Genomic DNA, 26,424 nt, shown 5'->3' on the forward strand with positions numbered 1-26,424 from the left:
GGCTGAGTGTAGACGGCAAAATCGCGGGTAACGTTCCGCTGAAAAAACCACCGAATGAAGAAAAAGACATTGCACCCACCGGGGGCGTTTCGCGCATCATGGGCGCACTCAGCTCAAGGGAGATTTCCATGCGCTTCATGCCATCCGTTTTACGCGTTGCCGCGTTGACCGCAGGCATGGCCTTTGCCGCCTCGGCCATGGCCACCGATGAGTCGCAACTGATCGAGTCGATCAATAAATACCGCAGCGAACCACAACGTTGCGGCAGCCAGGCCTCCAACGAACTACCGCCACTGTCGAGTGATCCGCGCCTGATCCTGCCGGCCAGCGGCGCCGTCGATTTGCAGCAGGCCATGGTGAGCGCCAGTTACCCAATGAACAAGGTTCAAGCGATCACCCTCAACGGCCCACGGGATGCGGGGGCGGCGATGAAGGCGATTCAGGAAAGTTTCTGTCAGGTGGTGCTGGATCCGCAGTTCGTCGATATCGGCGTCAGTCGCGCCGATCGTGATTGGCGCATTGTGCTGGCGCGACCGCTGTTGTCAGCCAAGCTGGGCGATGCACAAAGTGAGGGCCAGAAACTGCTGGAGCAACTCAATGTCGCCCGCCGTCAGCCACGTCAGTGCGGCGGCCAGGCCTTTAGCGCTGCCCCGCCGCTGGCCTGGAACGCCACCTTGGGCACTGTCTCCCAGGATCACAGCCGCGACATGGCCAACAAGAACTACTTCGACCACAAGGACCGCGACGGCCGCACACCGGGCGACCGCGCAGAACTCGCGGGTTACAGCGGTCAACGGGTCGGTGAAAACATCGCCGCTGGCCAGGACAGTGTGCGCAAAGTCGTCGACGGCTGGCTCGCCAGCCCTGGCCACTGCGCCAACCTGATGAACCCGCAATACAAGGAACTCGGCGCCGCTTACGCGACCGACCCGAAAAGCGATGCAGGCATCTACTGGACCACGATGTTTGGTGCTCAATAACAACGCAGATCAAATGCGGGCTTGCTCACGAAGAGGCCGACACATCCGGCATCAATGTTGCCTGACCTGACGCTTTCGCGAGCAAGCCCGCTCCCACAGTAGGTCGTCGCTGGATGGAGAATCTGTGTCTGGCCATATCCGTAGGTCAAACCCAGATTGCATCCCATAGCGGGTAATCACCAAGCTTTTCCACCAGCCCTGCCCTTAAGGGATTGGCGACTACATAGCGGGCCAGCTTCACTAAATCCTCCTCCCGTCGCAGCGCATGATCATGGAAGCTTGGCTGCCAAAGACTCCCAGTTCTGCCGGTCGCCTTGTTGATTGAACGAGTACTCAAGGATTTGGCCTGGCACATCAATGGGTCCAATGTTCCTTTTTGCAACTGGATCAGCCAGTGGAAATGGTCCGGCATGACCACCCACGCCAATGTTTCAGCAAAGCCCTCCTGCTGTGCTTGTCTGAACTGGTTCACGATCAATCGGCCGAGCCTGTAATCCTTGAACACCGGCTCACGCCCCAAGGTATTGGCGGTTAGAAGGTAGATTCGGTTGTTTTCGCAATAACGGCCGGTTCGCAGGCGATGTGACGAGAATCGTTGGGGCATTCCTTTGCCTTGTTGATGATTTGAGTTCAGAAAAGGCTAGATCAGCGATCACAACACGCAGGCCATGTTTTTTCGCAGAATGTGTCTGCACCGCAGATCCAAGGTGGGAGTGGGCTTGCTCACGAAGAGGCCGACACATCCGGCATCGATGTTGCCTGACATGACGCTTTCGCGAGCAAGCCCGCTCCCACAGGGGGGTTGGTGAATTGGCGAAGATTTGCGGTTGACCACGATTCAGGCTGGGAGTGGGCTTGCTCACGAAGAGGCCGACACATTCAGCATTGATGTTGCCTGACCTGACGCTTTCGCGAGCAAGCCCGCTCCCACAGGGGGGTTGGTGGATTGGCGAAGATTTGCGGTTGACCACGATTCAGGCTGGGAGTGGGCTTGCTCACGAAGAGGCCGACACATTCAGCATCGATGTTGCCTGACATGACGCTTTCGCGAGCAAGCCCGCACAGGGGATGGGGGTGTATTGGTTCGTGGGTACTTATTCACCCTGCGCACATTGTCTGATTGCTATTCATAACCCCGCGGGCAAGAAATATCTGATCATCGACAGAATCAATCAGCCGTTCATTAACAGTGATTGGACGCCACACAACGTTGTCCATAACCTGCGCGGTCTTGTTCCGTTAATCGCGGATTTCTCATTCCTGCGAGGCTGTCATGTCAGAACGCGTCCTGATCGATGGTTACAACCGCCGCGTCGACTATTTGCGCATGTCAGTCACTGACCGCTGCGATTTCCGCTGCGTCTATTGCATGGCCGAAGACATGCAGTTCCTGCCCCGGCAACAGGTACTGACGCTGGAAGAAATCCATCAACTGGCGCAAAGCTTCGTCGCCCTGGGCACCCGCAAGATCCGCCTCACCGGTGGCGAGCCGCTGATCCGCCCGGGCGTGGTCAAGTTGTGCGAGCAGATCGCCGCCCTGCCCGGCCTGCGCGAACTGTGCCTGACCACCAACGGCTCGCAACTGGGCAAACTCGCCGCGCCGCTGTTCGATGCCGGGGTCAAACGTCTCAACGTCAGCCTCGACAGCCTCAACCCCGAGCGTTTCAAACAGATGACCCGCACCGGCGATCTGGCTCAGGTGATCGACGGTATCGATGCTGTGCGCAAGGCCGGTTTCACCCGAACAAAACTCAACGTCGTGGTGATGCAGGGCCGCAACGATCAAGAGATCAACGATCTGGTGAGTTTCGCCATCGACCGTCAGCTGGATGTCTCCTTCATCGAAGAGATGCCCCTGGGGATCATCAGCGAGCACAGCCGGGCGGAGTCGTTTTTCTCAAGCGCGCAGGTGCGCGAAAAGATCGCCGAGCGCTATACCCTGATCGACTCTGCCGAATCGACTCAAGGTCCATCGCGCTACTGGCGGCTGGCCGAGGCACCGGACATTCGCCTGGGGTTCATCTCGCCGCACAGCCACAACTTCTGTGGCACCTGCAATCGGGTGCGGCTGACTGTCGAGGGGCGCTTGCTGTTGTGTCTGGGTAACGAGCATTCGGTGGATTTGAAAGCAGTGCTGCGCGCCCACCCTGGGCAACCGCAACGGCTGGAGAAAGCCATCATCGAAGCCATGAAGCTCAAGCCGTATCGGCACAATTTTGAAGTGAACGACGACGTTCAGGTCGTGCGGTTCATGAACATGACCGGCGGCTGAACCGTCACTCATCGGCGTAAACGGGATCGCATTGCATGTGCGGTTGTGCAAGGACAGCGAAGGCTGCGCCGTACAGCGGGCGGCTGCGCCACAAGGTCGGAGCCAGATGCTGGATTCTCAAACTGTCTGGCACTGCGTCACAAAAGCCTGATTAGATAGCCGCTCCCCACGGATTCACCTCAGGAGCCACGCTTGAGTACAACGCCCAAAGATCTACCTCGCCCCGACCCGGTCAGCCTGCGCGATGCCTGGCGCTTCTGGCTCAAGCTTGGCTGCATCGGTTTCGGCGGCCCGGCCGGGCAAATCGCGATCATGCATCAGGAACTGGTCGAACGCCGGCGCTGGATTTGCGAGAGACGTTTCCTCCACGCACTCAACTATTGCATGTTGCTGCCCGGCCCTGAGGCCCAGCAACTGGCGACCTACATCGGCTGGCTGCTGCACCGAACCTGGGGCGGTGTGATCGCGGGTGTGCTGTTTGTCTTGCCGTCGCTGTTCATCCTGATTGCACTGTCGTGGGTCTACATCGCCTTCGGTGATCTGCCGGCAGTGGCCGGGGTGTTTTACGGGATCAAACCGGCGGTCACGGCGATTGTCCTGCACGCGGCCCACCGCATCGGTTCGCGGGCGTTGAAAAACGCGTGGCTATGGGCCATTGCCGGCGCCTCTTTCGTGGCGATTTTTGCCTTCAATGTGCCGTTTCCGTTGATCGTGCTTGGCGCCGCAGTGATCGGTTATTTCGGTGGACGACTGGCGCCCCGGCGATTCGCTAACGACGCCCAGCGCAGCGGCGGAAAATCCTTCGGCGCCGCGCTGATCGATGACGACACCCCGACACCCGAGCACGCACGATTCAGCCTGCACAAATTGCTGAGAATCATGCTGATCGGTGCAGCGCTCTGGTGTTTGCCGATGGCGTTGCTGACCGCTCTATTGGGCTGGGACGGCACCTTCACACAAATGGGCTGGTTCTTCACCAAAGCGGCGTTGCTCACCTTTGGCGGGGCCTATGCGGTGCTGCCCTACGTCTATCAGGGCGCCGTCGGGCATTACGGATGGCTGACACCAACGCAGATGATCGACGGCCTCGCCTTGGGCGAAACCACGCCGGGACCGCTGATCATGGTGGTGGCGTTTGTCGGCTTTATCGGTGGTTATGTGCAACCGGCGTTCGGCCCGGAACATGCATTCGCCGCTGGCGCGTTGGCGGCGACGCTGGTGACGTGGTTTACCTTCCTGCCCTCGTTCCTGTTCATCCTCGCTGGCGGGCCATTGGTGGAGTCGACTCACAACGAGCTGAAGTTCACCGCTCCGTTGACCGCCATCACCGCAGCGGTGGTGGGGGTGATTCTGAATCTGGCGTGCTTCTTTGCCTACCACGTGTTCTGGCCGAACGGCTTTGCCGGGCACATGGACTTTTTCTCGGTGACGCTGGCGGTTGCAGCGGCGTTGGCATTGTTCGTTTTCAAGCGTGGCGTGATCACTGTGCTGATCGTTTGCGCCCTTGCCGGGCTGGCCTTTCACTTGATGGGCTGAAACGCAGCCAGCCAATCTCCCGTTTACACGCCCGTGGATTGCCCCTTACTATCCGGGCACACCGGTCGGCGGGTCAGTCCCGCCACCGACGTTTTCCGCCAACGGAAACACGCGTTATGAGTACGTCACCACAACAACGAAACTCGTTGAACGTCTCCGCTAAGTGCGCCCTCCCTCACAGGGGCCGCGCATGAATCGTATCGTCAATCTCCCCATGGCCCTGCGCCGTTCCAAGCTGCGTCACTCCGCACGCCCGCCGGATATCGCCCTGCCTGCCTGATCGCGCCTGAAAGAAGCCGCGACAGCCCCCTACTCCTTGATATACCTGCCAGGACGCCCGCGCCTAATGCCGAGCTGCGTCCGGACCGATTCTGCGCGCCTGTGCGGCGCCATCGTGAGTGATTGATTATGAAATTCGCAGCCATTGAAGACGCACGCCTGTTCCTTGAACAGAACCCCGATATCGACATGATCGAGCTGTTCATCCTCGACGCCAACGGCGTGCCGCGCGGCAAGCTTCTGCACCGCGAAGAGCTGCTCGCCGTGTACGAGAGCGGCCGTCCATTGCCAAGCACCATCCTTGGCCTGACCGTACAGGGTGACGACGTCGAAAACTCGGGGCTGGTGTGGGACGTCGGCGATATCGACTGCCGCGCCTACCCGCTGCAAGGCAGCCTGGTGCGCTTGCCGTGGCGGCAGATTCCGACGGCGGCGGTGCAGGTCAGCATGCACCCAAGCGAAGGCATGCCAGCGAGCATCGCCGACCCGCGTCACTTGCTGATCAAGGTCATCGACGGCCTCAAGGCCGAGGGTTATAACCCGATCATGGCCTGCGAACTGGAGTTCTACCTGCTCGACGCGAAACGCGATCACAACGGCCGTCCGCAACCGGCGCTGGATGCCGACGGTGGGCGACCGCGACACACTCAGGTCTACGGTTTGCGTGAGCTGGAGCAGATCGAACCGTTTCTCGCCGACCTCTACAGCGCCTGCAAACTGCACGGCATTGCGGCGCGCACGGCGATCTCGGAATACGCACCGGGGCAAGTGGAAATCACCCTTGAACACGGCGACGCTCTGGAGGCGATGGATCAGGCGGTGCGCTACAAACGGCTGGTCAAAGCCATCGCGCACAAGCACGGCATGCAAGCGACATTCATGGCCAAACCGTTCGATGATCTGGCCGGCACGGGCATGCACATGCACGTCAGCCTCGCCGACGCCGAGGGGCGGAACCTGTTCGCCTCCGAAGACCCTGCCGGCACGCCGCTGCTGCGTACGGCAATTGGCGGGATGCTCGCATCCTTGCTCGATTCGCTGCTGCTGTTCTGCCCGAACGCCAACTCCTACCGGCGCTTTCAGGCCAACAGCTACGCGCCTTTGGCGCCGACCTGGGGCGTCGATAACCGCACCGTCAGCCTGCGCGTGCCGGGCGGTCCGGCCAATACCCGGCACATCGAACATCGCATCTGCGGCGCCGACGCCAACCCGTATCTAGCAGCGGCGGCGATCCTGGCGGGCATTCATCGCGGCATAAAAGAAGTCATCGATCCGGGCGAACCGGTGCAAGGCAATGGGTATGCGCAGGCGAAAGAATTGCTGCCGACCGACTGGCTGACCTCGCTCACGGCGCTGGAAAATTCGGCGTGGGCACGGGATGCGCTGGGGCAGGAATTTCTTGGGGTGTATCTGGCAGTGAAACGTGCGGAGTACCGGCAGTTCATGGCCGAAGTGGGTGAGCAGGACTGGCGCTGGTACCTGACCGAAGCCTGATCTTTTTTCCTCTTTTTGCCTTGGATACCGACATGACTGAACGCAGCAACTCCTACTACACCGCAACCCTCAACCGCGACACCGACTACCCGACTCTGCAAGGCAGGCACAAGGTTGATGTGGTGATCATCGGCGGCGGTTTCACCGGCGTCGCCAGCGCCGTCGAGCTGGCTGAAAAAGGCCTGAAAGTCGCCATCGTCGAAAGCCACAAAATCGGCTGGGGTGCCACCGGGCGCAACGGCGGGCAAGTCACCGGCAGCCTCTCCGGCGACGGTGCGATGCGCAAACAGATGCGTCCGAAACTCGGCGACGAGGTCGATGATTTCATCTGGCACCTGCGCTGGCGCGGGCACGAGATCATCCAGCAGCGCGTGGAAAAATACGGCATCCAGTGCGACCTCAAACACGGCCATTTGCACGCCGCGTACAAACCCGGCCACATGACCGGTTTGCGCAGCGATTACGAAGAAGCCGTGCGCCGCGGCCTGGGTGATGAAGTCAGCCTGCTCGACCGCAGCCAGGTGCGCGACTTGCTGCAAAGCGACCTCTATCACGGGGCGATCAAGAACACCCGCAACCTGCATCTGCACCCGCTCAACCTGTGCATCGGCGAAGCGCGAGCGGCGGAAAGTCTCGGGGCGCTGATCTTCGAAAACAGCGAAGTGCTGGAGATCATTCACGGCGCTACGCCAGGTGTGAGAACCGCCCAAGGCCAGATCGACGCCAATCAAGTGATGCTCGCCGGTGACGTCTACCACAAACTCGAACCGGGCCAACTCAAGGGCAAGATTTTTCCGGCCATGGGCGGCATCGTCACCACCGCGCCGCTGGGCGATCTGGCCAAACAGATCAACCCCGAAGACCTCGCGGTTTACGACTGCCGCTTCGTCCTCGACTACTATCGCCTGACCGCCGACGGCCGCTTACTGTTCGGCGGCGGCGCCAACTACAGCGGCAAGGATTCACGCGACATCGCCGCCGAACTGCGCCCGTGCATCGAGCAGACCTTCCCGGCGCTCAAAGGCGTGCAGATCGATTACCAGTGGAGCTGCGCGATGGGTATCGTCATCAACCGCATCCCGCAACTGGGCAAACTCTCGGACAACGTCTGGTACTGCCAGGGCTACTCCGGGCATGGCATCGCCACCACCCACATCATGGGCGAAATCATGAGCCGGGCGATCACCGGGCAGATGGAGCAGTTCGATACGTTTGCCGCGTGCCAGCACATTCGCGTGCCGATGGGGGATTTGCTGGGTAACCCGTTGTTGGCGGCGGGGATGTGGTATTACCAGATGCTTGAAAAGTTGCGTTGACTGGACTGACCCCATCGCGAGCAGGCTCACTCCTACAAGGGGAATGCATTCCAACTGTAGGAGTGAGCCTGCTCGCGATGAGGCCCTGAGCCGCTATACAAATCTCAATCGGGCAACTGCTCCACCTCAATCCCCAAGCGCCGGTAATCCTCGACACTTCCCGACGCCAGATGCTGCTCGGTAATCAACGTATGCACCCGCGTGCACGGCGTCACCACAAACGGCTCAACCGCGCCCAGCTTGTCCGCCGTGGTCACCGCGATCACCTGCGCGGCGCTTTCGAACAGCGCCTGTTTCACCGGCACTTCATCGAAATACAGCGAACTCAGTCCCACCTCCGGATGAATCGCGCACACCCCGGTAAACAGCAGGTCAGCCTTGATGCTTTGCAGCAGACGCACAGTTTCGTGACCGCTGACCGACATGGTCGCCAGGTTCAACTGCCCGCCCGCCAGAATCACCTTGATGCCCTTGTATTCGGCGAGAGTGATGGCGGTCATCGGCGAGGTGGTCACCGCTGTGATGCGGATATCCGCTGGCAATGACCGCGCAATCTGCAACGTGGTGGTGCCAGAGTCGAACAGCACAATCTGACCTTCCTTCACCCGCCCGGCGGCAAGCTGCGCCAGGCGCGTCTTTACCTCATCGGTTTCACTGATGCGGGTGAAGTAGTCCTTGCCGGTGTCCTTCGGCCTTGGCAAAGCACCGCCGTGTACCCGTTGCACCAGGCCGGCATTATCCAGTTCGGCGAGGTCGCGGCGGATGGTGTCTTCGGACACAGCGAAGTGCTGGCTCAACTCGGACGCCATGACCTTGCCGTCGCGTTCGAGGATCAGGAGGATTTTCTGCCGACGCAGGGATGGGAGTTCGGTGACCGAATGATCGTGCATGGTTATGCCTGTTTATGCTTGTAATTGCAGGTTTTAACCGAGATTAGCCAAAGCCCCGGGCAAACACAAACAGGCGGGTATCAATTGTTTCGATCATTGGAATCAACACGCCGATTTTTTTCTTTGCATTGCGCCTGTTCAGAATGGCCCCACTCTCAACAGGCTTCAGGATGAACACCTTATGAATCTCAATTTCGCTTTCGCTTGCATGATCGTCGTGTCTTTCGCGGTTGCCTTGGGTCACGCCTGAGGCATCAAACCGACGCTGCCAGATGCTCGCGAAACCACTTGTGCGCGGGATCACGGTGCAGTCGCTCGCCCCAGAACATCGCCATTTCGTAGCCCGGCACCTGCAGCGGTGCCTCGACCACTTGCAGTGCCGGGTTACCGCGCACCAGCCGTGACGGTAGCATCGCCACCAGATCGGTGCTCGCCAGCACCGCCATGACCATCAAAAAGTGCGGCACCGACAGCACCACTTTGCGCGACAGCCCCACGTCGGCCAGCACCTTGTCAGTCACCCCGAAAAAGCCCCCGCCTTCACGCGACACCAGCACGTGTTCCAGTGCGCAGAACTCATCGCAGCTCGGTTTACCGGTCAAACCGGGATGCCCGAGACGCCCGGCCAACACGTAACGCTCGGTAAACAGCACCCGTTGATGCAGGTCCAGCGGCGCGTCTTCGGTGATGTGCAGCGCCAGATCGAACACGCCCTGCTCCGCTTGCTTGACCAATTGCGCTGGCATCAGGTCGATAACCGCCAGCCGAGTGCCCGGTGCCTGCGTACGCAAACCACTCAGGGCTGGCAGGAGAACGGTAGATTCGCCGTAATCCGTCGCCGCGACTTTCCAGGTCTGGGTCGCCAGTGCGGGGTCGAACGCAGCAGCCGGCGCCACCGCCCGTTCCAGTGCTTGCAGCGCCTCGCGCAAAGGCTCGCGCAACTCATCGGCCCGCGCCGTCGGACGCATGCCGCGTGGGCCGGGGAGCAACAGCGGATCGCCAAAGATGTCACGAAGCTTGGCCAAATGAACGCTCACCGAAGGCTGCGAGAGGTTCAACCGTTGCGCCGCGCGGGTGACGTTGTGCTCGGACAGCAACACGTCGAGGGTCAACAGCAGATTGATATCCAGCCGTCTCAAATTATTCATGGCTATACCAGACATATCAGAAATTCATTTCCAATATACCTGTGGAACGCCGATCCTGCTGCCATTCAGCCACGGAGTTCCCCCATGAAAGTGCTATTGGTCTACGCCCATCCCGAACCCACCTCCCTCAATGGCTCGCTCAGGGACTTCACCGTCCAGCGCCTCGAAGCCGCCGGTCACAGCGTGCAGGTTTCCGACCTTTACGCGATGAACTGGAAAGCCACCCTCGACGCCGACGACGCCCCAGAGCGCGATAAAAACCAGCCGTTCCACGCCTCCCTCGATTCGAAACGCGCCTACGCCCAAGGCACACAAGCCGCCGACATCGCCCGCGAGCAGGAAAAACTGCTGTGGGCCGACGCGCTGATCCTGCAATTCCCGCTGTGGTGGTTCACGATGCCGGCGATCCTCAAGGGCTGGGTCGATCGGGTTTACGCCTACGGGTTTGCCTACGGTGTGGGTGAACACTCCGACAGTTGTTGGGGCGAGCGTTATGGCGAAGGGAAGATGAAAGGCAAACGGGCGATGTTGATGGTCACCACCGGTGGCTGGGAATCGCATTACAGCCCGCGCGGGATCAATGGGCCGATGGATGATCTGCTGTTTCCGATCCAGCACGGGATTCTGCACTACCCCGGTTTTGAGGTGCTGCCGCCGTTCCTGATTTACCGCACCAGTCGCATGGATGAAGCGCGGTATGCCCAGACGACTGATGAACTGGGACGGCGTCTGGATGAGTTGTGGAGCACGCGGCCAATTGCGTTTCGACATCAGAATGCAGGGGATTACGAGATTCCGGCGTTGACGCTCAAAGATGCCATTGCCCCGGACAGTGAAGGTTTCGCCGCACACATTCGTTAAGCCCAAAAAGATCGCAGCCTGCAGTAGCTCTTACCGGGGGTACGCAATCCCAACGCAGGAGTTGCCGCAGGCTGCGATCTTTTGATCTTAATCAGCAACCACCACCCGCGCCTTGCGCACAAACAACGCATGCGCCTTCTCCCAGAAATTCCCGCCCAGCACAAAAAAGCTGCCAATAAACATCAAGTCGCCCAACAATTGCAGTTGCCACAGATTGGGCCGCAACCCCGGCCAGAAGTTGTCGAAATACGGTTCCAGAAACGACGTCAGCAACGGCAGGCAAAACATCACCACGCCCACCCGATGCCGCAGCGGCGAGACTTCCGCGACAGGCGTCGGCAGCATCCCCGAGACATGCCGGCCAATCGTGCGCTTGAGTTCAGCGAACCCCGCCTTGCCCATCACCGCGATGACCAGCAGCAACAACACCTTGTTACTGATGAACAGCACGCCGGTCAGCGCCGCGACCTTCGAGCCGGGTACATCGAGGGCGGCGGCCAGCGGCACCATCAGCCACGAGCCGAGCATCAGGCAGATGATCCCGACACCGACTTTGAAGCGCCAGGTGGCGTGGCCCGGTGTCACCGGATCTTGGGCAGTTTCCATGGTCTCGTACCTGTTTGGGTGGGGGCTGATGCCCGAAAAGCGTAGCAGCAGATTCGCCCGAACAACTTGCAGTTCGTCGTCTATGCTCCACTGATACTTGCGGGTCAGGGACATAACGCAATGCCTTGGACAACAGCTCTGCTGACGCGGCCCGGTCATCTGTTGTTGCTTGTCGCCTTGAGTTTGAGCGGCTGCGTGCGCCTGGGGCCGGATTTCCAGCCGCCCGCCGAGACGTGGAGCAAGCAATGGAACAGCGTGGCGCTGGAACAAGCCAGCGAACGTGCCGCCGAGCCGGATCTGCGCCAATGGTGGCAAGTGTTCGCCGACCCCGTACTCGATCGCCTGATTGCCGAAGCCGATGCGCACAATAGCAGTCTGAAAATCGCCGGCTTGCGGGTGCTCGAAGCCCGCGCGCAACTGAACATCGCCGAGAGCGGTCGCTACCCGCAACTGCAACAGGTCGGCGTCGACAGCTTGTACGTCGACCGCCATCAGTCCGGGGGCAACAACCCACAGGATCTGCATTTCTGGCAACACAGCGCCGCGTTCGATGTCGGTTGGGAGCTGGATTTCTGGGGCCGTTTCAGCCGAGCCATCGAGTCGTCCGACGCCAGCTACTTCGCTGCCCAGGCCAACTACCAAGACGCCCTCGTGCTGCTGCGCGCGCAAGTCGCCGACACCTATTTCTCCCTGCGCACCACCGAAGCACGCCTGCGCGTTGCCCGGGAAAACGCTGCCCAGCAGAAGCGCAATTTCGAAATCACCGAAAAACTCTTCAACAGCGGCCAGACCGCCGAACTCGATCTGCAACAGGCGAAAACCCAGTACCTCGGCACGCTGAGCAGCCTCCCCGCATTCGAAGATCAAGTTCTGCGCACCCGCAACGCCTTGGCCGTGCTGGTCGGTCAGCCACCCGGTGGCGCGGCGTTGCTGGCCGAACAACCAGGGCTGATTCCCTTGCTGGATCGCGCCGTGCTGCAAGACGTCCCGGCCAATCTGCTGCTGCGTCGTCCGGACATACGCGCGGCAGAACTGAATGTCGCCGCGCAATCGGCGCTGGTCGGTGTCGCCGAAACCGATCTGTACCCGTCGCTGACCTTGCTCGGCAGCATCGTCTGGTCCAGCGATACCCTCGGCGCCACCCCGCGCAGCCTCGATCTGATCGGCGGCCCGAGCCTGCGCTGGAACATCTTCGATTACGGCCGTATCCGCAACAACGTGCGGGTACAGGACTCGCGCTTGCAGCAACTGATCGAAGCCTACCGCGACAAGGTACGCCAAGCTGCGCGCGAAGCCGACGATGCTGCCAGCGGCTTGAGCAAAGCGCTGGAGCGCGAACGCATTCTGCGCCAGGCCGAAGGCGCTGCGCGACGTTCGCTGGTGCTGGCCAACACCCAATACCGCGAGGGTTATTCCGACTTTCAGCGAGTGCTCGATGCACAACGTGCGTTGCTCGAACTGCAGGACAACTATCTGGTCAGCCGCAGCAACGCCGTGAGCAACCTGATCGCCCTGTACAAAGCCCTCGGCGGCGGCTGGCAAAGCAACGCGCCGCAGGTCGATGAGCCGACACGGCAACAGATGCAACAACGCACTAATTGGGGCGATTTGCTCAGCGCGCCGCCCGACCGACCGGCGTATCCCCTTCCATCGCAGGTAACCCGTCATGACTGAAGCTGCGCCACCCGCCCCGGCCCCCGCGCCTGCCCAGGCTGATCCTGCAAAAAAAGGCATCCGCTGGGTGTTGTTGCTGATCGTACTGAGCCTGGCCTGGTACCTGCTCGCCGACCGCTACACGCCCTACACCCAGCAGGCGCGGGTCGGTGCGTTCGTGATTCCGGTGGCGGCGGAAGTCGCGGGGCGGGTGATCAAGGTCAATGTACGCAACAATCAGGACGTGAAGGCCGGCGATATCCTTTTCGAACTCGACCCGCAGCCGCTGCAAATCGCCGTGGATCGGGCGAAAGCCGATCTGGAGTCGACCCGTCGTCAGGTCGGCGCCAGCACCGCTGGCATCGCCTCGGCGCAGGCTTCGTTACGAGCAGCGCAAGCCAACGAACTCAAGGCGCGGCAGGACAATCAGCGGCTCGAGGGCTTGTACAAACAGGATCCGGGCACTGTCTCCGTGCGGCTTCTGGAAGTGTCGCGGGCCAACCGTGAGCAAGCCGTGGCCCAAGTCGCCGCCGCCCGCGCCGAAGTGCAACGTGCGCAGGAACAGGAAGGTGGTAGCACGGACACTAACGCACAGTTGCGCAGCGCAGCTTCTGCATTGGCCAAAGCTGAACTGGATTTGTCTAACACCCGCATCGGCGCACGCTCTGCAGGTTTGATCACCGACCTGCGCACCGACGTCGGCCAGTTCACCGCTGCCGGCAGTCCGTTGATGACCTTGATCGCCATCCACGACGTATGGATCAGCGCCGACCTGACTGAAAACAATCTCGGTCATGTGCAACCCGGAACCCCGGTCGCCATCGTCCTTGACGCATTGCCCGGTGAAGTCCTCGACGGTCGCGTGCGCAGCGTCGGTTATGGCGTGAGCGTCGGCCAGACACCCGCGCCCGGCACCCTGCCGAGCATTCGGAACAGCCGCGACTGGCTGCGCCCGGCGCAACGTTTCCCGGTGATCATCGAGTTCTCTGAAGAGGCAAAGAAACACCTGATCGACAGCCGCGCGATCCGTGCCGGTGGCCAGGCGGAAGTCATGGCCTTCCCCACTGAAGGCAATCCGCTCAATCCGCTGGGGCGGCTGTTTGTCGGCCTGATGAGCTGGCTGTCGTATGCCTACTGAGCGCAGCGTCCCGGCGCAACGGGCCTTGCGCCTGGCGTTCGGCACGGCGCTGTGCACCGCCGCCAGTTATGCGTTGGCCTTGCCGCTGGCGTTTATTTCACCGGTACTGACGGCGCTATTGCTGGCCAGTTTGCCTCGGCCATTGCCACTGAGAGGCGCATTGGTGCTGGCGTTAGTTGCTGCGCTGACGACGAGTATCGGCCTGCTGCTGGTGCCCTTGCTGCGTTATTACCCGATGAGCGGCGTGCTGTTGATCGGCCTCGGTTTGTTTCTGGTATTTCGCTTCGGTCTGCGTGGCGGCAATCCGTTGATCGTGACCTTTCTGGTGATCGGCATGACCATGATCTGCGCCGCCGGGTTTGCCGAATTCGATCTGGCGATGGCGGTGATTGGCGCGCTGGTCAAAGGCCTGTTACTGGCCGTCGCGGTGGTCGGTGTCAGCCACGCGGTGTTTGCGGAACGACCCGACAGCCCCGTTCCACCCAAACCGCCCACCTTGCCCGACGACGAAGTCCCGCGCGTGGCGCTGCGCGCCACCCTGATCGTCATGCCGACGTTTTTACTGGCCTTGAGCGACCCGGCCAGCTACCTGCCGATCATCCTCAAAGCCGTCAGTCTCGGCCAACAAACCTCTACCCCCAACACCCGCCACGCCGGGCGCGAACTGCTCGGCTCGACCCTGCTTGGAGGCTTGCTGGCTGTGCTGCTCTGGTGTGGTTTGAGCCTGTTCGTGCATGTGTGGATGTTCTTTCTTTGGACGCTGCTGTTCGGGCTATGGCTGGCGCGCAAGCTCTATCGCCTGGGCCCGACAACGTTCAGCCCCGGTTTCTGGCTCAACACCCTGGTGACGATGATCATCCTGCTCGGCCAATCGGTGCAGGACAGCGCGGCAGGCAAAGACGTCTACAGCGCCTTCGCGGTACGTATGGGCCTGTTCATCCTGGTGACGCTCTACAGCGCATTGATGATGCACCTGCTCGCAGCGCACAAGCCTCAGCGTCAAGGTGTGATCTGATAGCCGCGCCACTGCAGACACCCCGTGTAAGCACTGGAACTCGCCGCCGCATGGGTCTTGTTCTGCGCGCGCCGATCCTGACGCTGCCGTGCGCCACCGACTACAGCGCCGGCGGCAGCCGATTGCCCGGCGCGGTTTTGCCGGTAATCCTGCTGACGATCATCGTCGACCGCATCGTAGAACTCGTCGTGCTGGCGGCCGCGCACCTCAGCCGCTGTTGCACCGGCCGCAGCACCCACGGCTGCGCCCTTCAGACGACCGCCGGTTTGCGGGGTTGATGTCGTCGAGGTCGACGCAATGGAGCGGCAGTCGTTGATATCGATCTGGGTTTGTTGCGAGGTCTGGCCCTTGAGCGGGACGACGGATTCGGCGCTGGCTTTAGTGGTGAAGATGGCAGCGATCACGAGTGGGATGAACGCTATGCGAATCACGATTACCTCCGGCGGGGCCTGGGGTTGGCTGCGAGGCGGGGTAGTCCGGGAGTGTAGTTCAATGTGCTCGAGGAAGAATGCTTAAGAGGAGAGGATACTGACCTCACCGTTATGGAATCAGTGGCTCGCACTCGCCGTTATGGATACCATCCTGACACCCCCAATTTTGCCGATCACGGATCTCGATGCGTCGTTTACTCAGCCGAATTGCCGCGCTCATCAAGCCTGAGGCAAAGCCACTTTTTGCCGGATACAGGAGCCCAAGGGTTCTAAAACGAGCGTTATTTCCTGCCGTTTTTTACGTGTTTGAGTGACGCTGAAAAACAGCGCTATTACGCAAGATTCAATGCCAGCGCCGCGTGGATAGAACAACTGGAGTTGATGTACGGCGACGATTGATTCGTTCAGGCCCCCTCCCGTACTCGCCGCACCTGCACCCACAACGCCGGCGCAAAATGCAGCAGCACCATCCGCGCCAAGTGGTGAGTGAGGATAAACACCACGTTCAGCCCACCGGCAAACGCGACAATCGCAATCGTCTCGATCGCCCCCGGCATGTACGCCAGCCATAGCGACAACGGATCGCTGCCCAACCACCGCGCCGCTACCTCTGCAAACACCGCCGCCACCACAATCATCAACCCGACCGAGACCAGCGCCGTGCGGCCATGCAGGCCCAACTCCCTGACGCCCAACCCCTGAAACCGCGAGCCGATCCGCACACCGAGAATCAGTGCCGCCAGATTCAAGCTCCAGTCGGGCATGTGAAAACCGTGCAACCAGCCTGCTTTTACAAAGACTGCGGTGATGATGATCGCCGTGAGCATGAAGGGCGCCGGCACGCCGATCACCAGCAGCAATCGACCGAGCACGACGCTCAAGCCGATTACCGAGCAAACCGTCAACGCCATGCCGGTGATCAACGGATCGCTTTCAACAGCAGCCACCGACACCTGCCCCGGAATCAAAAAGCTCACCAACACCGTGATCAGCAGTAACCGCATCAGATGCACGATGATCACCTTGCTCGACGCCTTCTCCGACTCCAGCAGATCAAACACCGCCGCCAGCGCCCCCGGATACACCGCCAGCAGCGCATCGGTGCGATTCCACCCTGCCCCACGCGTCAGCCACCAACCGGCCAGGGCAATCTGCACCGTCAGGCACAGCAGCAACACGCCAAGGCTGGGCAACATGGTCGACGCCGTCGCACTGTCCCACGCTTCGAACATCAGCCCGGTGGCGATGCCCAGGGTGACCTGGATGTAACCCAAACCATAAGGCGTTGCGGGTACGAAGCCTGATTTAGTGACGACCAGTGCCGTGACAAGGATCGAACCCAACAGCAAACCATGAGGCACACCGAGGGATTGCAACACCGCGCCAAAACCGGCGGCGACCAACAAACACAGAATGGATTTCATATTCGCCTTCCTGGCAATTCAACTGGCTTAAGCGCGCAACCGTCCAATCGCGCGCCGATACTTCTCGATCCGTTCCAAATCCTCCCAGCTCGGCGAGGCAATCCGCGACAAATCGCTGTTCTCTTCCAGATCCGCCAGTTTCACCACCCGGCCAATCGGGTTCTGCGCCGCGCGATCGACAAAATCCTCATAGGACTCACCCGGTACTTTGGTTACCGACGCAATAGCCGTCAGCACCTCCTCGCTGAAGCCTTCCTTGCGCAAATCATCAAGGCTGATATCGCAATCCTCGACCACATCGTGCAGCACCGCGACGATGCGTTCTTCCAGCGTGGTCATGCGCAGCATTACCTTCAGCGGATGCAGAATGTACGGTGCCCCGCCCTTGTCCACCTGCCCGGTGTGCGCGGTGGCGGCGATGGCGATGGCGCGTTCGAGTGTCTGGGTCATGGGGATTTCCTCGGGTTAGACGCCGTAACGGCCGCCAACGTGGATGTTGCGTTTGAGCCAGCCGCCAATCGCTTTCAACCGACCGACCGGCTCGGCGTGTTGCTTGAGAATCATGCCAACTAACGTCGCCTGATCCGCACCAGGATGTGCATCGATCAACTCAGCGACCCAGGCACAATCAGCCTTCTTCAAATGCTCACGCCACTCACCGGGCCAGGCCTCCAGCTCATACAGCGCCAACCAGCGCGCACCGCCCTGCCCACCATGCCCTCCGGCCGTCGACTGTTCGAAGCAGAAAGGCGTGGCCGCTCGGGACAGGTCGATGTTGAAAATGTAGACGTCGTGGGTTGGGTGCTGCGACGTGGGGGCGTTGTTGCGGCTGCCGATTTCGATCATGCGCGGATCCATCCGTGGCGGGGCGTTACAAACTGTTTCCTGCATACCATCACGGATTCACCTCGCCATGGCAAATCAAAAATAAGCCGAATCGGGACAATCAATGTCCGATCACGCTTAAAAATTTCCGCCCTGCACATAGGCCGTCCATGAACTTTTCTTTAAAATGATGTCAATGCGATATCGCCATTTATCTTTGGTCATGCGGCATCACTCAGCGTCAGGTTGTTTCCTGACAATCATGGAAGTACCCCCGATGAGACTGATTCTCGTGATGTTATTGATGTTGAGCGGCTACGCGCACGCCGGTTGTGAAAACATCAAAGACGATGACCAACGCAACTATTGCAAGGCCAAGGAAGGCTGGGATGGCTGCCAGAACATCAAAAATGATGACATGCGCAACGCCTGCAAATCCGAAGCTGAAGGTAGCGATAGCTGTGGGAACATCCGCGACGATGATCAGCGCAATCTCTGCAAAGGCAAGAGAGGCATCGACAGCTGCACGAACATTCACGACGATGACCTGCGTAACTTGTGCAGGGCACAACAAGGTCGGGGTGGCTGCCAAAACATCAAAAACGATGACATGCGCAGAGACTGCAGAGCCACGACCAATGGCTGATGGGTGCCACCGACGCCACTGCCCCCAATAGTCGTTCCGGCCCGGTCATCTCGCGAGTAATGTTTGCCCGCCTCTGGCACGAGGCGGGCACTCGGGATTGACCGCTCGGTATACTCCCCCGCCATGCTTGCCCCGCATCACGCCTCAACCTGGAAAGGACACCGATGAGCAGTATTCCACTCTCCGAACAAATGGGCGCAATGGCCTTGGTCGATGAGTTGCGCCATCAGCAGAAACAGGTTCAGGAACACCTCGATCTGCCGCGACGCCGAGCCGAAATTGCCGAGCACATTCGCACCTATTACCAGAACCACAACATCGTGTTCGACGACAACCTGATCGAACAAGGCGTGCGTCAGGTGTTCGCGCGTCGTCTGCTGCTGGAAATGCCGCCCGTGGGTGCAATCGACACCTGGCTGATCAACTCGTTAGTCCGGCGCTCCGGTGTGATCAAAATGCTGCGAACCTCTGCCATGGTGCTATTGGTCATTGCCTTCGCGGTCTACAAATTCACCAGCCCGACGGTTTACAGCCCGGCCGAAGTGAGCGAGGTCAGCACCGACGCCGCGATTGTCCGCGATGATCGCAAAAAGCTGTTCCAGGAGGTGGACAAGCAGCGTGGCGCCGTAGAGGCCCTGGCTCGCAGGCTGGCCGAACAACCGGACCCGCAGGCCAGCGTATTGCTGAAGCGCGCCCGAAGCGCGCTGCCGGCTACCGACGTACGCACGTCTATCGGTCTTTCCGAACCCGTCACATCAGCAAACGCAGCCGCGATCGAAATCCGGGTCAAAGAACTCAAGGAGAGCCGGTATGCAGTCAACCGGTCTCTGTACGAAGTTGAAGGCAATGTGAAGTATGCCGGACGTATCCTCGACACTCGCAATGACCTTAAAGCAATGCTGCAAGACCCGAAATTTGCCCTCGGGATTGCCCACTCCAGCAATCTGGACCAGCGCCTGGCGGAAGTCGACCAGTTGCTCAAGCAAGTCAACGGCTACGACAGTAACCAGGATGCACAAGCGGCGTACAACGATCTGCGTGGCGATCTCTGGAACGATGAACAAGACATGCTCAAACTGCAGTCCATGCGCTACCGCTCGCTGAAAGAGCGCATCACCTCCCGCTGGGTACCGGATGAAATCCGGACCCAGTTGCGCAGAAAAGTCGAAGTCATCCACCAGCTCCTGGAAGTCGGTGACTCGATGGCCGCCGAGCGAAAAATCAATCATCTGATCAGTTCGATGAAAGATGCAGGCTACTGGCGCCGCTGGGGTGGTTCGGGAGAATGACAGATTGAAAAGGACGCCCCCCATGAGCAGCACCGCACTCTCCGAGCAACTGAAGGCGATGGCGTTCATCGACAAGCTGCGCCATGAGCAAAAGCAGATTCAGGATCATCTGGACTTGCCCAGCCGTCGCGCGGACATCGCCGAGCGCATCCGCGCCTACTACATCAGCAACGCCATCGAGTTCGATGACAAATTGATCGAACAGGGTGTGCGGCAGTTTTTCGCCCATCGCCTGATGCTGGAGATCCCGGCACTCAATGGATTCAATACGTGGTTGGTCAAGTGGCTCAACCGCCGCGGCGCTTCGCCGGCGAGCGTCAAACCGGCAGACATACGCCTGGCACCACTCATTCTGCTGATCCTGTTATCCAGTGCGCTGATCCTGTGGGCGAATCACCACTATAAGGATGCCGGGAGAGTTGACAACATCGTCAAAAATGCCTGGGCGATGCGCGACAAAAGCTTCGAGTTGAACAAGCAAGTGCAGTCAATAACCAAACGTCTCGCGGTGTTGCGCAAGAGCAACGCCGAACACCCGAGCGCGAACATCGGCCGTTTGCTCCAGCATGCGCAGTCCAGAATGCCAACCAGCGCTTTCCGCACGGACCTTGGTGTGGATATAAAAATCACCAAAGACAATCTGGACCTGGTGGAATCGCAGTTCATGACATTCAACGCGCAGCAACGGCGGTTCGACACCGACTCTGACCTAATCTACAACGACATGAAGTATGCCGGTGCAATCATCTGGATGCGCCAGACCCTGCGTGACATCCGCCAGGACCCGAAGAATGTCGCCAGGATCGAACAATCCAGCAGTCTGAAACAGCGACTGACACTGCTCGGGCAACAGCTTGAGCGCATCAACAACGAGAAGACTTACGGCGATGCGCTCTCCACGTTCCGAGATATCGACGATGAGCTGTATGGCATCGGTCAATAAACCACCGACTGCCTGGCCACCCTCACGAAAGGACACCTGATGCGCAGCATTTCACTCTCGGAACAAATGACGGTCGTAGCCCTGATCGACGAACTGCGGTATCAGCGCAAACTGGTCCAGGAGCACCTCGACCTGCCCCGCCGCCGCGCAGAGATCGCCGAGCGCATCCGTGCCTATTACCTGAGCCAGGACCTGCCCGTGGACGACGACCTGATCGAACAGGGCGTGCATCAGTTCTTTGCCCGCCGTTTGATCCTCGAAACGCCGCCAACCCATCTTGTCAGCTCGTGGCTGATCAGGACGTTGGTTAGTCGGCAGGCGCTGGCCGGCCGCGTCCGACGCATGCTGCCTCGGTTCGGGATCCTGCTCCTGCTGGGCGTCGTGCTGGGGGTTGGCGTGCTGTTGCAAAAGCAGTGGGCTTCCGGCGGGGACGATCTGAAGATTCTTGAAGTCAAATTAGCTGCACATGGCTTGTCCGGCAGTCTGCGCGATCAGAACACAGCGCTTGAGAAGCTCCGGACGCTGTTCGCAAAGGTTCAGCGCGAAAACGCACAACAGCCGGACGAGACAGCGACCCGCCTGCTCCAGCGTGCCGAACAGAAACTCCCGGCTCGCGACCTGCAGACCGATATCAGCAGTAACACCCCGGTAACCCGCGATAACGTTCTGGCCTTGGACTCGCAGATCAACGACCTTGACCGGCAACGTCTGCAATTGAATCGGGACACCTACGCGGCTGAGCAAGACATCCAGCGCGCCAGCGGTATTCTCGGCACACGCCGAAAGGTCCAGGAATTACTGAAGGATCCGAAACGTGCCGCCGCCATTGCCCAATCGAGCAACCTCGATGAACGCCTGGCCGAGATTGATCAGGCGCTGAAAAACATGGATGACAATCAGGGGACGGCGTATGCCGCTTACTCGGAGCTGTCGCGTGACCTGTTCGGCGACACCAGTCTGTTGGACTTGCAGACCAGTCGCTTCCAAGGCTTGCGGGCACGGATTGAGCGCAAAGAGTTTCCAGCAGAACTACGCGAATCCTTGCAGTCGCGCCTGCAGGAAATCGAAGCCGACCTGAAAAAGGGAAACTCGAACGCCGCCGAGACAAAAATCACTCAGACACGACAAAAACTCAGGGCAGCAGGCTATTGGTCGCTGTATTGACCAGCCCGACCTTCAGCCTGCAATTTCTTCCCTTGACCGCGACTCAACAGGTAGTGCAATGACCTCAACCACCCAGAACCAGGCGTCATCGACCGCCAGACAGACGCCGGCGCACAGTGCCAAAGACTACGAAGACATCCGCCAGGAATGCAGGGAAAAACTGCGCGCCTACAGTGAAAACGAAGCCTATGTCTTCCTGCGTGATCGGGCCTATGGCACCGACCAATACGCGTTCGGTTTTTTCCAGCGCTGGCTCGACGGCCTGCTAGCCAAACGCATCAACTACGCTGGCAATCGCCAGAACGAGTTGATGCTGCTGGCGATGCAGGCGCGCAATGAAGAGCTGCACGGCAAGCCGCCCGCTGAGCGTTAATGCCTGCCCACACCCAGAACAGACGACACCACGTAAGGACACTCGATGACCAACTACCTCGAACGGGCACTCACTGGTCTGCGCACGATTGGCATCAACCTGTTTCAACCCGTTCACGATGCACCGGTGCTGGTACTGCTCGAGCGCGTTGCTCAGTACGACAACAGCAAAGTCACCGCCATCGCTTCGGTACTGCAGCAGTCGACCGCGTTCAACAGCATGGTCCGCGAGCAGATTGAAGGCATGGACATTTCCACGCGCTTCATGGACATCACTCAGCGCTTCAGCTCGATCCGTGAAGACGCTTCTGCCATGGCCGAATGGATGGACGACGGCCGCCTCGACACCCTGGAAAAACTCAAGCTGAGCTGGATGAACCTGCGCCGCGGATCGATTCCCAGCCGCTTCAATGACATCCGCGAGAGCTACTTGCAGGTGTGCAAATCGGCCAATGACCAGATTACCCGGGAAAGCGTGGTGCTTGAGGCGTACATGGATTTCCGGATGGCAATGAAAGCCGCCGAAGTCGACGCCCAGCAAGTTTTGGCAGTGGCCGGCAAGGCGCTAGAGCAACGCACTCAGGCGCTGAACGACGCCGGCGCTCAGGTCACCGCTGCCGACACCGCCGAGCCGGCCCGGCGCGCCAGCCTGGAGTTGCAACGCGATGAAGCCGTTCGCGCCCTGCAGGATGAAGACAAGCGCTACCAGATCGTCAAAGACATCGCCGATGACCTCAAGGTCGGGTACAACACCGCTGAAATGGTGTTTGCCCGGATCAATCAGGTGCATGTGATCAAGGAGCGCCAGTACCAGCGCATGGTCTCGTTCTTCTCCACCAACGAAGTGGTACTGACCGGCCTCGCCGTATCCTTCACCAGCAACAGCGGCCTGGCCGAAGCGACCCACACACTCAATGCCACCACCGAAGGCGTCAGCAAAGGGCTCGAGGCGTTGGGCTCTGCCGGCAATCAACAGATCGAAGCGGCGGTCAAAGCCAGCTACGGCTCGACCATCAGGGTCGATTCGGTTCGTGCACTTGCCGATGCGACCCTGAGCTTCCAGACCGAGATGCAAAGCCTGACCGACAGCTACCGTGCCGAATCAAGCAATGCCGCCCGTGACATTGCCGATGCAGTGGAAGATGCCAAGTGCAAGTTTGCAGCGCTGCTGAGCAAGGCTGTCTGACGTTTCCAATGCAAAAACGCCGATGCCCGCCGGGGCATCGGCGTTCATGTACGTCGCATGACGTTGAAGGTTTACGCACATGAAAAAGGGACACCATTGGGTGTCCCTTTTTTGCCTTTGGAGCAAACAGATCAGTCAACGTTTCATGGCTTCGCACTGGTTGCGCAGGTCCCCATTGCCGATGCTCGCACAGCTACTGCCCTGCTTCGCTTCGCAGAAGGCGCGCTGATCACGATCCCCGATGCTGGCACATGAACCGCCTTTCTCCGCTTCGCAGGCCGTACGCAAATCGTAATTGTCGATGGAATAACAACTAGCGCCTTTCTTGGCGTCGCAATAGGCGCGCTGGTCACGATCCTCGATACCAGCGCATGAACCGCCCTTCTCCGCTTCGCAGGCCGTGCGCAAATCGTAATTGTCGATGGAATAACAACTGCTGCCTTCCTGCGTGGCCTGGCAATAGTTGCGTTTAACAGGATCACTGATGCTGGCACAACTGGCAGAAACGTAACCGCTGAACATCAATAACATTGCAAGAATCAACTTCATCTCACACTTCCTTGGGTTGCCAGGAAACAGCCTGGCACTGGTTGATGCAATCAAAACCAGATCAGCGCTTCATGGCTTCGCACTGATTGCGCAGGTCAGAATCATGGATGCTCGAACACGTGCTGCCCTTCTTCGCCTCACAAAATGCACGCTGATCGCTGTCATGGATGCTGGAGCAGGTACTGCCTTTCTCAGCCTCACACATTGCGCGCAAATCCGAATCATGAATGCTGGAACATGTGCTGCCCTTTTTCGCCTCGCAGTAAGCACGCTGGTCGCTGTCGTGAATGCTCGAACAGGTACTGCCCTTCTCGGCTTCACAGGACGCTCGCAAATCACTATCCCGGATCGAGGAGCAGGTACTGCCTTCCTGCGTGGCCTGGCAATAGTCGCGTTGATCGCTGTCACTGATGCTGGAACAACTGGCAAACGTGTAACCGCTGAACATCAATAACATCGCAAAAATCAGTTTCATCTCACACTTCCCTGGGTTGCCAGGAATCAGCCTGGCACTGCTTGATCCATTCTCAATGAGCGTCGCGACACGCCATCAAATTGACATCGCTTTTTAGGAAAGTTCAAACAGGCAAATAAGATCCGCGCAGATTTTTGAGTCTGAAAAACGCGTAGGAAAACACCACCTGTGGCGAGGGAGCTTGCTCCCGCTGGGCTGCGAAGCAGACCCAAAACCGGCCAGTCCTTTTCTCCAGGTCCACCGCATGCGCCGGAATACGCCGACTGCGTCGCCGAGCGGGAGCAAGCTCCTTCGCCACAGGGTTGGGTTGGCGTCCTACAGGTCGGTTGTGGTGGCTGAAATGGCTGACTAGAGTGGTGTCGTCGCTAACTAAATTAGCGATAGGGTTTCGCAGCCCTTAAGATTGACACCTTGTTCCGTCAAGTTCGGCCGACTCCCGGCTGTCCACGTTTTATGGCGGTTGTGCGTGGGAGACCTCCGGGTCTGCCGGGTCATGGTGTTTATCCTCCGGTCTGCGAACCCACGCATAGCTGCCACCCTTTTGTTTCGCAGCACAATGGTGGCAATTCCTCTTTGCCAAGGATTAACACCATGACGACGCAAACACCGCTCCACCACTACGCGCACATGTCCCACCCCGCCACCGACCACCCTGTCCTCCTGATCGACGCCGATGCCCCATTGCGTGAACTCCACGCCTGCCTCGCCGAACGCCTCAACGCCGTCCTCAAATACCTTGACCTCATCGCCTGCACCAGCCTCCCCGATTACGCCGAACATGACATCAACACTGTGACCAACATCGCCAGGATCATGGTGCAGGACGTGAGTGATGTGTTTCGGGTAATCGAGCAGCGAGGTTTCGACGCGCCAGCCTGATAACCAACACATTGCCAAAGTGCCAACTTCATAAACGCCCGGTCATCCAACCAGCGATAACGTCGTTGGCACTTGGGAATAATCACCTCCTGACTTCCGCGCCCCTTGTAAGACGCGTCTGAACTTCACCAATAGCGAACCAGCGCCTAACTGTCCCGGCTTTAGTTGACGGTTACTCTTCAAACAAGAGTTTTCCAGTCAATAAGGCAGAGCTTCCATGGCCAACCACAGCTACATGAGCATTACCGGAAACCGTCAAGGCTTGATCTCCGCCGGTTGCTCCGACACAAACTCAATCGGCAACAAATGTCAGTTAGGCCACCTCGACGAAATCATGGTCCTGGCCTATTCCCACAACATGACCACCGGCAATAACGGCGGCGTCACTGCCGACCGTGGCAAGCACTTGCCGATCATGATCACCAAGAACATCGACAAATCCTCACCACTACTGTCCGCCGCACTTCATGAGCGTGAAGTGCTGGACTGCACCCTCTTCTTCTACCGAACCTCACCCGCTGGAACACAGGACAAGTACTTCAAAATCCACATTGCCGGCGCAAAAATCGCCCACATCAACCTCCAGGTTCCCCACGCCATCCACTTGAACGACGCACAGCCTCAAGAATTGGTGTCATTTACTTATCGCGAAATCAGTTGGACACACCTACAGGCGGGCACGTGTGGTTTTAGCCGTTGGGGAAATGAAGATGAATGAGGATTCGTGTGACATCAACGACGTTACCCATGCCGCTTCAGACCTTATTGCCTTTGGGTGCCATTTAGGCGCAACCCAATTGTACGACAGCTTCGCGCAACTAAGATTTAGCGAGATTGTTGTTGGTTTTGCGAATGAAGTTATCGGGGCAGTTAATGATGGCATTGTTAGCCCCCGGTGTCAGGATAGTTGTCGCCTCTCCGGTTTTTCCAAAAAAAGCATATCGGGGGCGGAAAGAGACTGGTCGTGCCGTACTATTCACCTGAACGCAGAGCCGCATTACTTAAGATGCTGCTTCCCCCGCTGAACCTGTCGATGGCCGAGGTTTCCCGGCG

The 26,424-nt window shown here is 59.3% G+C and carries 28 protein-coding genes; 16 read left to right on the top strand and 12 right to left on the bottom strand.

Annotated elements, in window-relative coordinates; all coding sequences use genetic code 11:
• Positions 1–128: 128 nt before the first annotated feature.
• Positions 129–980 (top strand): CAP domain-containing protein, encoded by an 852-nt coding sequence (locus tag AACY02_RS18720; protein ID WP_339433230.1) that lies wholly within the window; start codon positions 129–131, stop codon positions 978–980.
• 145 nt (positions 981–1,125) lie between these two features.
• Here the strand turns inward: AACY02_RS18720 and AACY02_RS18725 are convergent, their stop codons facing one another.
• Positions 1,126–1,584 (bottom strand): REP-associated tyrosine transposase, encoded by a 459-nt coding sequence (locus tag AACY02_RS18725; RefSeq protein ID WP_339433231.1) that lies wholly within the window; start codon positions 1,582–1,584, stop codon positions 1,126–1,128.
• Between the two features lie 669 nt (positions 1,585–2,253).
• Here AACY02_RS18725 and moaA point away from each other — a divergent pair.
• The 4 genes from moaA to AACY02_RS18745 all read left to right on the top strand — a co-directional run bounded on the left by moaA (position 2,254) and on the right by AACY02_RS18745 (position 7,877).
• Positions 2,254–3,252, top strand: a complete 999-nt coding sequence (gene moaA / locus AACY02_RS18730) for a GTP 3',8-cyclase MoaA (protein WP_339433232.1) — start codon at positions 2,254–2,256, stop codon at positions 3,250–3,252.
• Positions 3,253–3,444: 192 nt separating this feature from the next.
• Positions 3,445–4,788 carry a chromate efflux transporter gene (gene chrA, locus AACY02_RS18735; protein ID WP_339433233.1) on the top strand — a complete coding sequence of 448 codons (1,344 nt, stop codon included), beginning with the start codon at positions 3,445–3,447 and terminating at the stop codon, positions 4,786–4,788.
• Positions 4,789–5,196: 408 nt separating this feature from the next.
• A complete protein-coding gene (locus tag AACY02_RS18740) occupies positions 5,197–6,561 on the top strand; it encodes a glutamine synthetase family protein (protein WP_339433234.1) in 1,365 nt (454 codons plus the stop codon).
• 32 nt (positions 6,562–6,593) lie between these two features.
• The gene (locus AACY02_RS18745) at positions 6,594–7,877 is read left to right on the top strand and encodes an NAD(P)/FAD-dependent oxidoreductase (RefSeq protein WP_339433235.1); all 1,284 of its coding nucleotides are present in this window, start codon (positions 6,594–6,596) and stop codon (positions 7,875–7,877) included.
• Positions 7,878–7,981: 104 nt separating this feature from the next.
• Here the strand turns inward: AACY02_RS18745 and AACY02_RS18750 are convergent, their stop codons facing one another.
• From AACY02_RS18750 to AACY02_RS18760, 3 genes are read right to left on the bottom strand one after another with little or no spacing between them, the layout of a single operon-like run.
• Complete coding sequence (locus tag AACY02_RS18750; protein ID WP_339433236.1) at positions 7,982–8,767, bottom strand: DeoR/GlpR family DNA-binding transcription regulator; 786 nt, start codon at positions 8,765–8,767, stop codon at positions 7,982–7,984.
• Between the two features lie 43 nt (positions 8,768–8,810).
• Entirely contained in the window at positions 8,811–9,071 is a 261-nt protein-coding gene (locus tag AACY02_RS18755) for a hypothetical protein (RefSeq protein ID WP_339433254.1), read from the bottom strand.
• A complete protein-coding gene (locus AACY02_RS18760; RefSeq protein WP_339433237.1) occupies positions 9,022–9,915 on the bottom strand; it encodes a LysR family transcriptional regulator in 894 nt (297 codons plus the stop codon). The genes AACY02_RS18755 and AACY02_RS18760 overlap by 50 nt, the downstream gene beginning before the upstream one ends.
• A gap of 84 nt (positions 9,916–9,999) precedes the next feature.
• Here AACY02_RS18760 and AACY02_RS18765 point away from each other — a divergent pair, with 84 nt between their 5' ends.
• Positions 10,000–10,776, top strand: coding sequence for an NAD(P)H-dependent oxidoreductase (locus AACY02_RS18765; RefSeq protein WP_339433238.1), 777 nt, complete (start codon positions 10,000–10,002; stop codon positions 10,774–10,776).
• A gap of 87 nt (positions 10,777–10,863) precedes the next feature.
• Here the strand turns inward: AACY02_RS18765 and AACY02_RS18770 are convergent, their stop codons facing one another.
• Positions 10,864–11,382 (bottom strand): transporter suffix domain-containing protein, encoded by a 519-nt coding sequence (locus tag AACY02_RS18770; protein WP_339433239.1) that lies wholly within the window; start codon positions 11,380–11,382, stop codon positions 10,864–10,866.
• Positions 11,383–11,502: 120 nt separating this feature from the next.
• Between AACY02_RS18770 and AACY02_RS18775 the strand changes: the two genes are divergently transcribed.
• The 3 genes from AACY02_RS18775 to AACY02_RS18785 are packed head-to-tail and all read left to right on the top strand — an operon-like array spanning position 11,503 to position 15,188.
• Positions 11,503–13,056: a TolC family protein gene (locus AACY02_RS18775; protein WP_339433240.1), complete on the top strand. Its 1,554-nt coding sequence runs from the start codon at positions 11,503–11,505 to the stop codon at positions 13,054–13,056.
• On the top strand, positions 13,049–14,173 hold the full coding sequence (locus AACY02_RS18780; protein WP_339433241.1) for an HlyD family secretion protein: 1,125 nt from the start codon (positions 13,049–13,051) through the stop codon (positions 14,171–14,173). The genes AACY02_RS18775 and AACY02_RS18780 overlap by 8 nt, the downstream gene beginning before the upstream one ends.
• Complete coding sequence (locus AACY02_RS18785) at positions 14,163–15,188, top strand: DUF2955 domain-containing protein (protein WP_339433242.1); 1,026 nt, start codon at positions 14,163–14,165, stop codon at positions 15,186–15,188. The genes AACY02_RS18780 and AACY02_RS18785 overlap by 11 nt, the downstream gene beginning before the upstream one ends.
• Here the strand turns inward: AACY02_RS18785 and AACY02_RS18790 are convergent.
• The 5 genes from AACY02_RS18790 to AACY02_RS18810 form a co-directional block, all read right to left on the bottom strand.
• Positions 15,173–15,619 (bottom strand): hypothetical protein, encoded by a 447-nt coding sequence (locus AACY02_RS18790; RefSeq protein WP_339433243.1) that lies wholly within the window; start codon positions 15,617–15,619, stop codon positions 15,173–15,175. The two genes, AACY02_RS18785 and AACY02_RS18790, sit on opposite strands and share 16 nt — an antisense overlap.
• 404 nt (positions 15,620–16,023) lie before the next feature.
• Positions 16,024–17,043: an AbrB family transcriptional regulator gene (locus tag AACY02_RS18795; protein WP_339433244.1), complete on the bottom strand. Its 1,020-nt coding sequence runs from the start codon at positions 17,041–17,043 to the stop codon at positions 16,024–16,026.
• A 27-nt stretch (positions 17,044–17,070) separates the two neighbouring features.
• Complete coding sequence (locus tag AACY02_RS18800) at positions 17,071–17,493, bottom strand: HD domain-containing protein (protein WP_339433245.1); 423 nt, start codon at positions 17,491–17,493, stop codon at positions 17,071–17,073.
• Positions 17,494–17,508: 15 nt separating this feature from the next.
• On the bottom strand, positions 17,509–17,889 hold the full coding sequence (locus AACY02_RS18805; protein ID WP_221733875.1) for a hypothetical protein: 381 nt from the start codon (positions 17,887–17,889) through the stop codon (positions 17,509–17,511).
• Between the two features lie 277 nt (positions 17,890–18,166).
• On the bottom strand, positions 18,167–18,406 hold the full coding sequence (locus tag AACY02_RS18810) for a hypothetical protein (protein WP_339433246.1): 240 nt from the start codon (positions 18,404–18,406) through the stop codon (positions 18,167–18,169).
• A gap of 272 nt (positions 18,407–18,678) precedes the next feature.
• Here AACY02_RS18810 and AACY02_RS18815 point away from each other — a divergent pair, with 272 nt between their 5' ends.
• Genes AACY02_RS18815 through AACY02_RS18835 form a run of 5 tightly spaced genes read left to right on the top strand, consistent with a single transcriptional unit; the run spans position 18,679 to position 23,468 of the window.
• The gene (locus AACY02_RS18815) at positions 18,679–19,803 is read left to right on the top strand and encodes a DUF6384 family protein (protein ID WP_339433247.1); all 1,125 of its coding nucleotides are present in this window, start codon (positions 18,679–18,681) and stop codon (positions 19,801–19,803) included.
• A gap of 22 nt (positions 19,804–19,825) precedes the next feature.
• Positions 19,826–20,746 carry a DUF6384 family protein gene (locus AACY02_RS18820; RefSeq protein ID WP_339433248.1) on the top strand — a complete coding sequence of 307 codons (921 nt, stop codon included), beginning with the start codon at positions 19,826–19,828 and terminating at the stop codon, positions 20,744–20,746.
• A gap of 39 nt (positions 20,747–20,785) precedes the next feature.
• Positions 20,786–21,910, top strand: a complete 1,125-nt coding sequence (locus AACY02_RS18825) for a DUF6384 family protein (RefSeq protein WP_339433249.1) — start codon at positions 20,786–20,788, stop codon at positions 21,908–21,910.
• A 58-nt stretch (positions 21,911–21,968) separates the two neighbouring features.
• Positions 21,969–22,283, top strand: a complete 315-nt coding sequence (locus AACY02_RS18830; RefSeq protein WP_221733880.1) for a hypothetical protein — start codon at positions 21,969–21,971, stop codon at positions 22,281–22,283.
• Between the two features lie 45 nt (positions 22,284–22,328).
• Complete coding sequence (locus tag AACY02_RS18835) at positions 22,329–23,468, top strand: merozoite surface protein 3b (protein WP_339433250.1); 1,140 nt, start codon at positions 22,329–22,331, stop codon at positions 23,466–23,468.
• Positions 23,469–23,603: 135 nt separating this feature from the next.
• Here AACY02_RS18835 and AACY02_RS18840 read toward each other — a convergent pair whose 3' ends face one another.
• Together AACY02_RS18840 and AACY02_RS18845 are read right to left on the bottom strand one after the other, a co-directional pair.
• Positions 23,604–24,017, bottom strand: coding sequence for a hypothetical protein (locus tag AACY02_RS18840; RefSeq protein ID WP_339433251.1), 414 nt, complete (start codon positions 24,015–24,017; stop codon positions 23,604–23,606).
• 61 nt (positions 24,018–24,078) lie between these two features.
• Positions 24,079–24,492, bottom strand: coding sequence for a hypothetical protein (locus tag AACY02_RS18845; protein WP_339433252.1), 414 nt, complete (start codon positions 24,490–24,492; stop codon positions 24,079–24,081).
• Positions 24,493–25,083: 591 nt separating this feature from the next.
• Here AACY02_RS18845 and AACY02_RS18850 point away from each other — a divergent pair.
• Entirely contained in the window at positions 25,084–25,371 is a 288-nt protein-coding gene (locus tag AACY02_RS18850) for a fructose-bisphosphate aldolase (protein WP_221733884.1), read from the top strand.
• 217 nt (positions 25,372–25,588) lie between these two features.
• A complete protein-coding gene (locus AACY02_RS18855; protein ID WP_221733885.1) occupies positions 25,589–26,089 on the top strand; it encodes an Hcp family type VI secretion system effector in 501 nt (166 codons plus the stop codon).
• Positions 26,090–26,424: the final 335 nt, after the last annotated feature.

The sequence above is a fragment of the Pseudomonas sp. EA_65y_Pfl2_P78 genome (genome assembly GCF_963970495.1).
Lineage (GTDB): Bacteria > Pseudomonadota > Gammaproteobacteria > Pseudomonadales > Pseudomonadaceae > Aquipseudomonas > Aquipseudomonas baetica_A.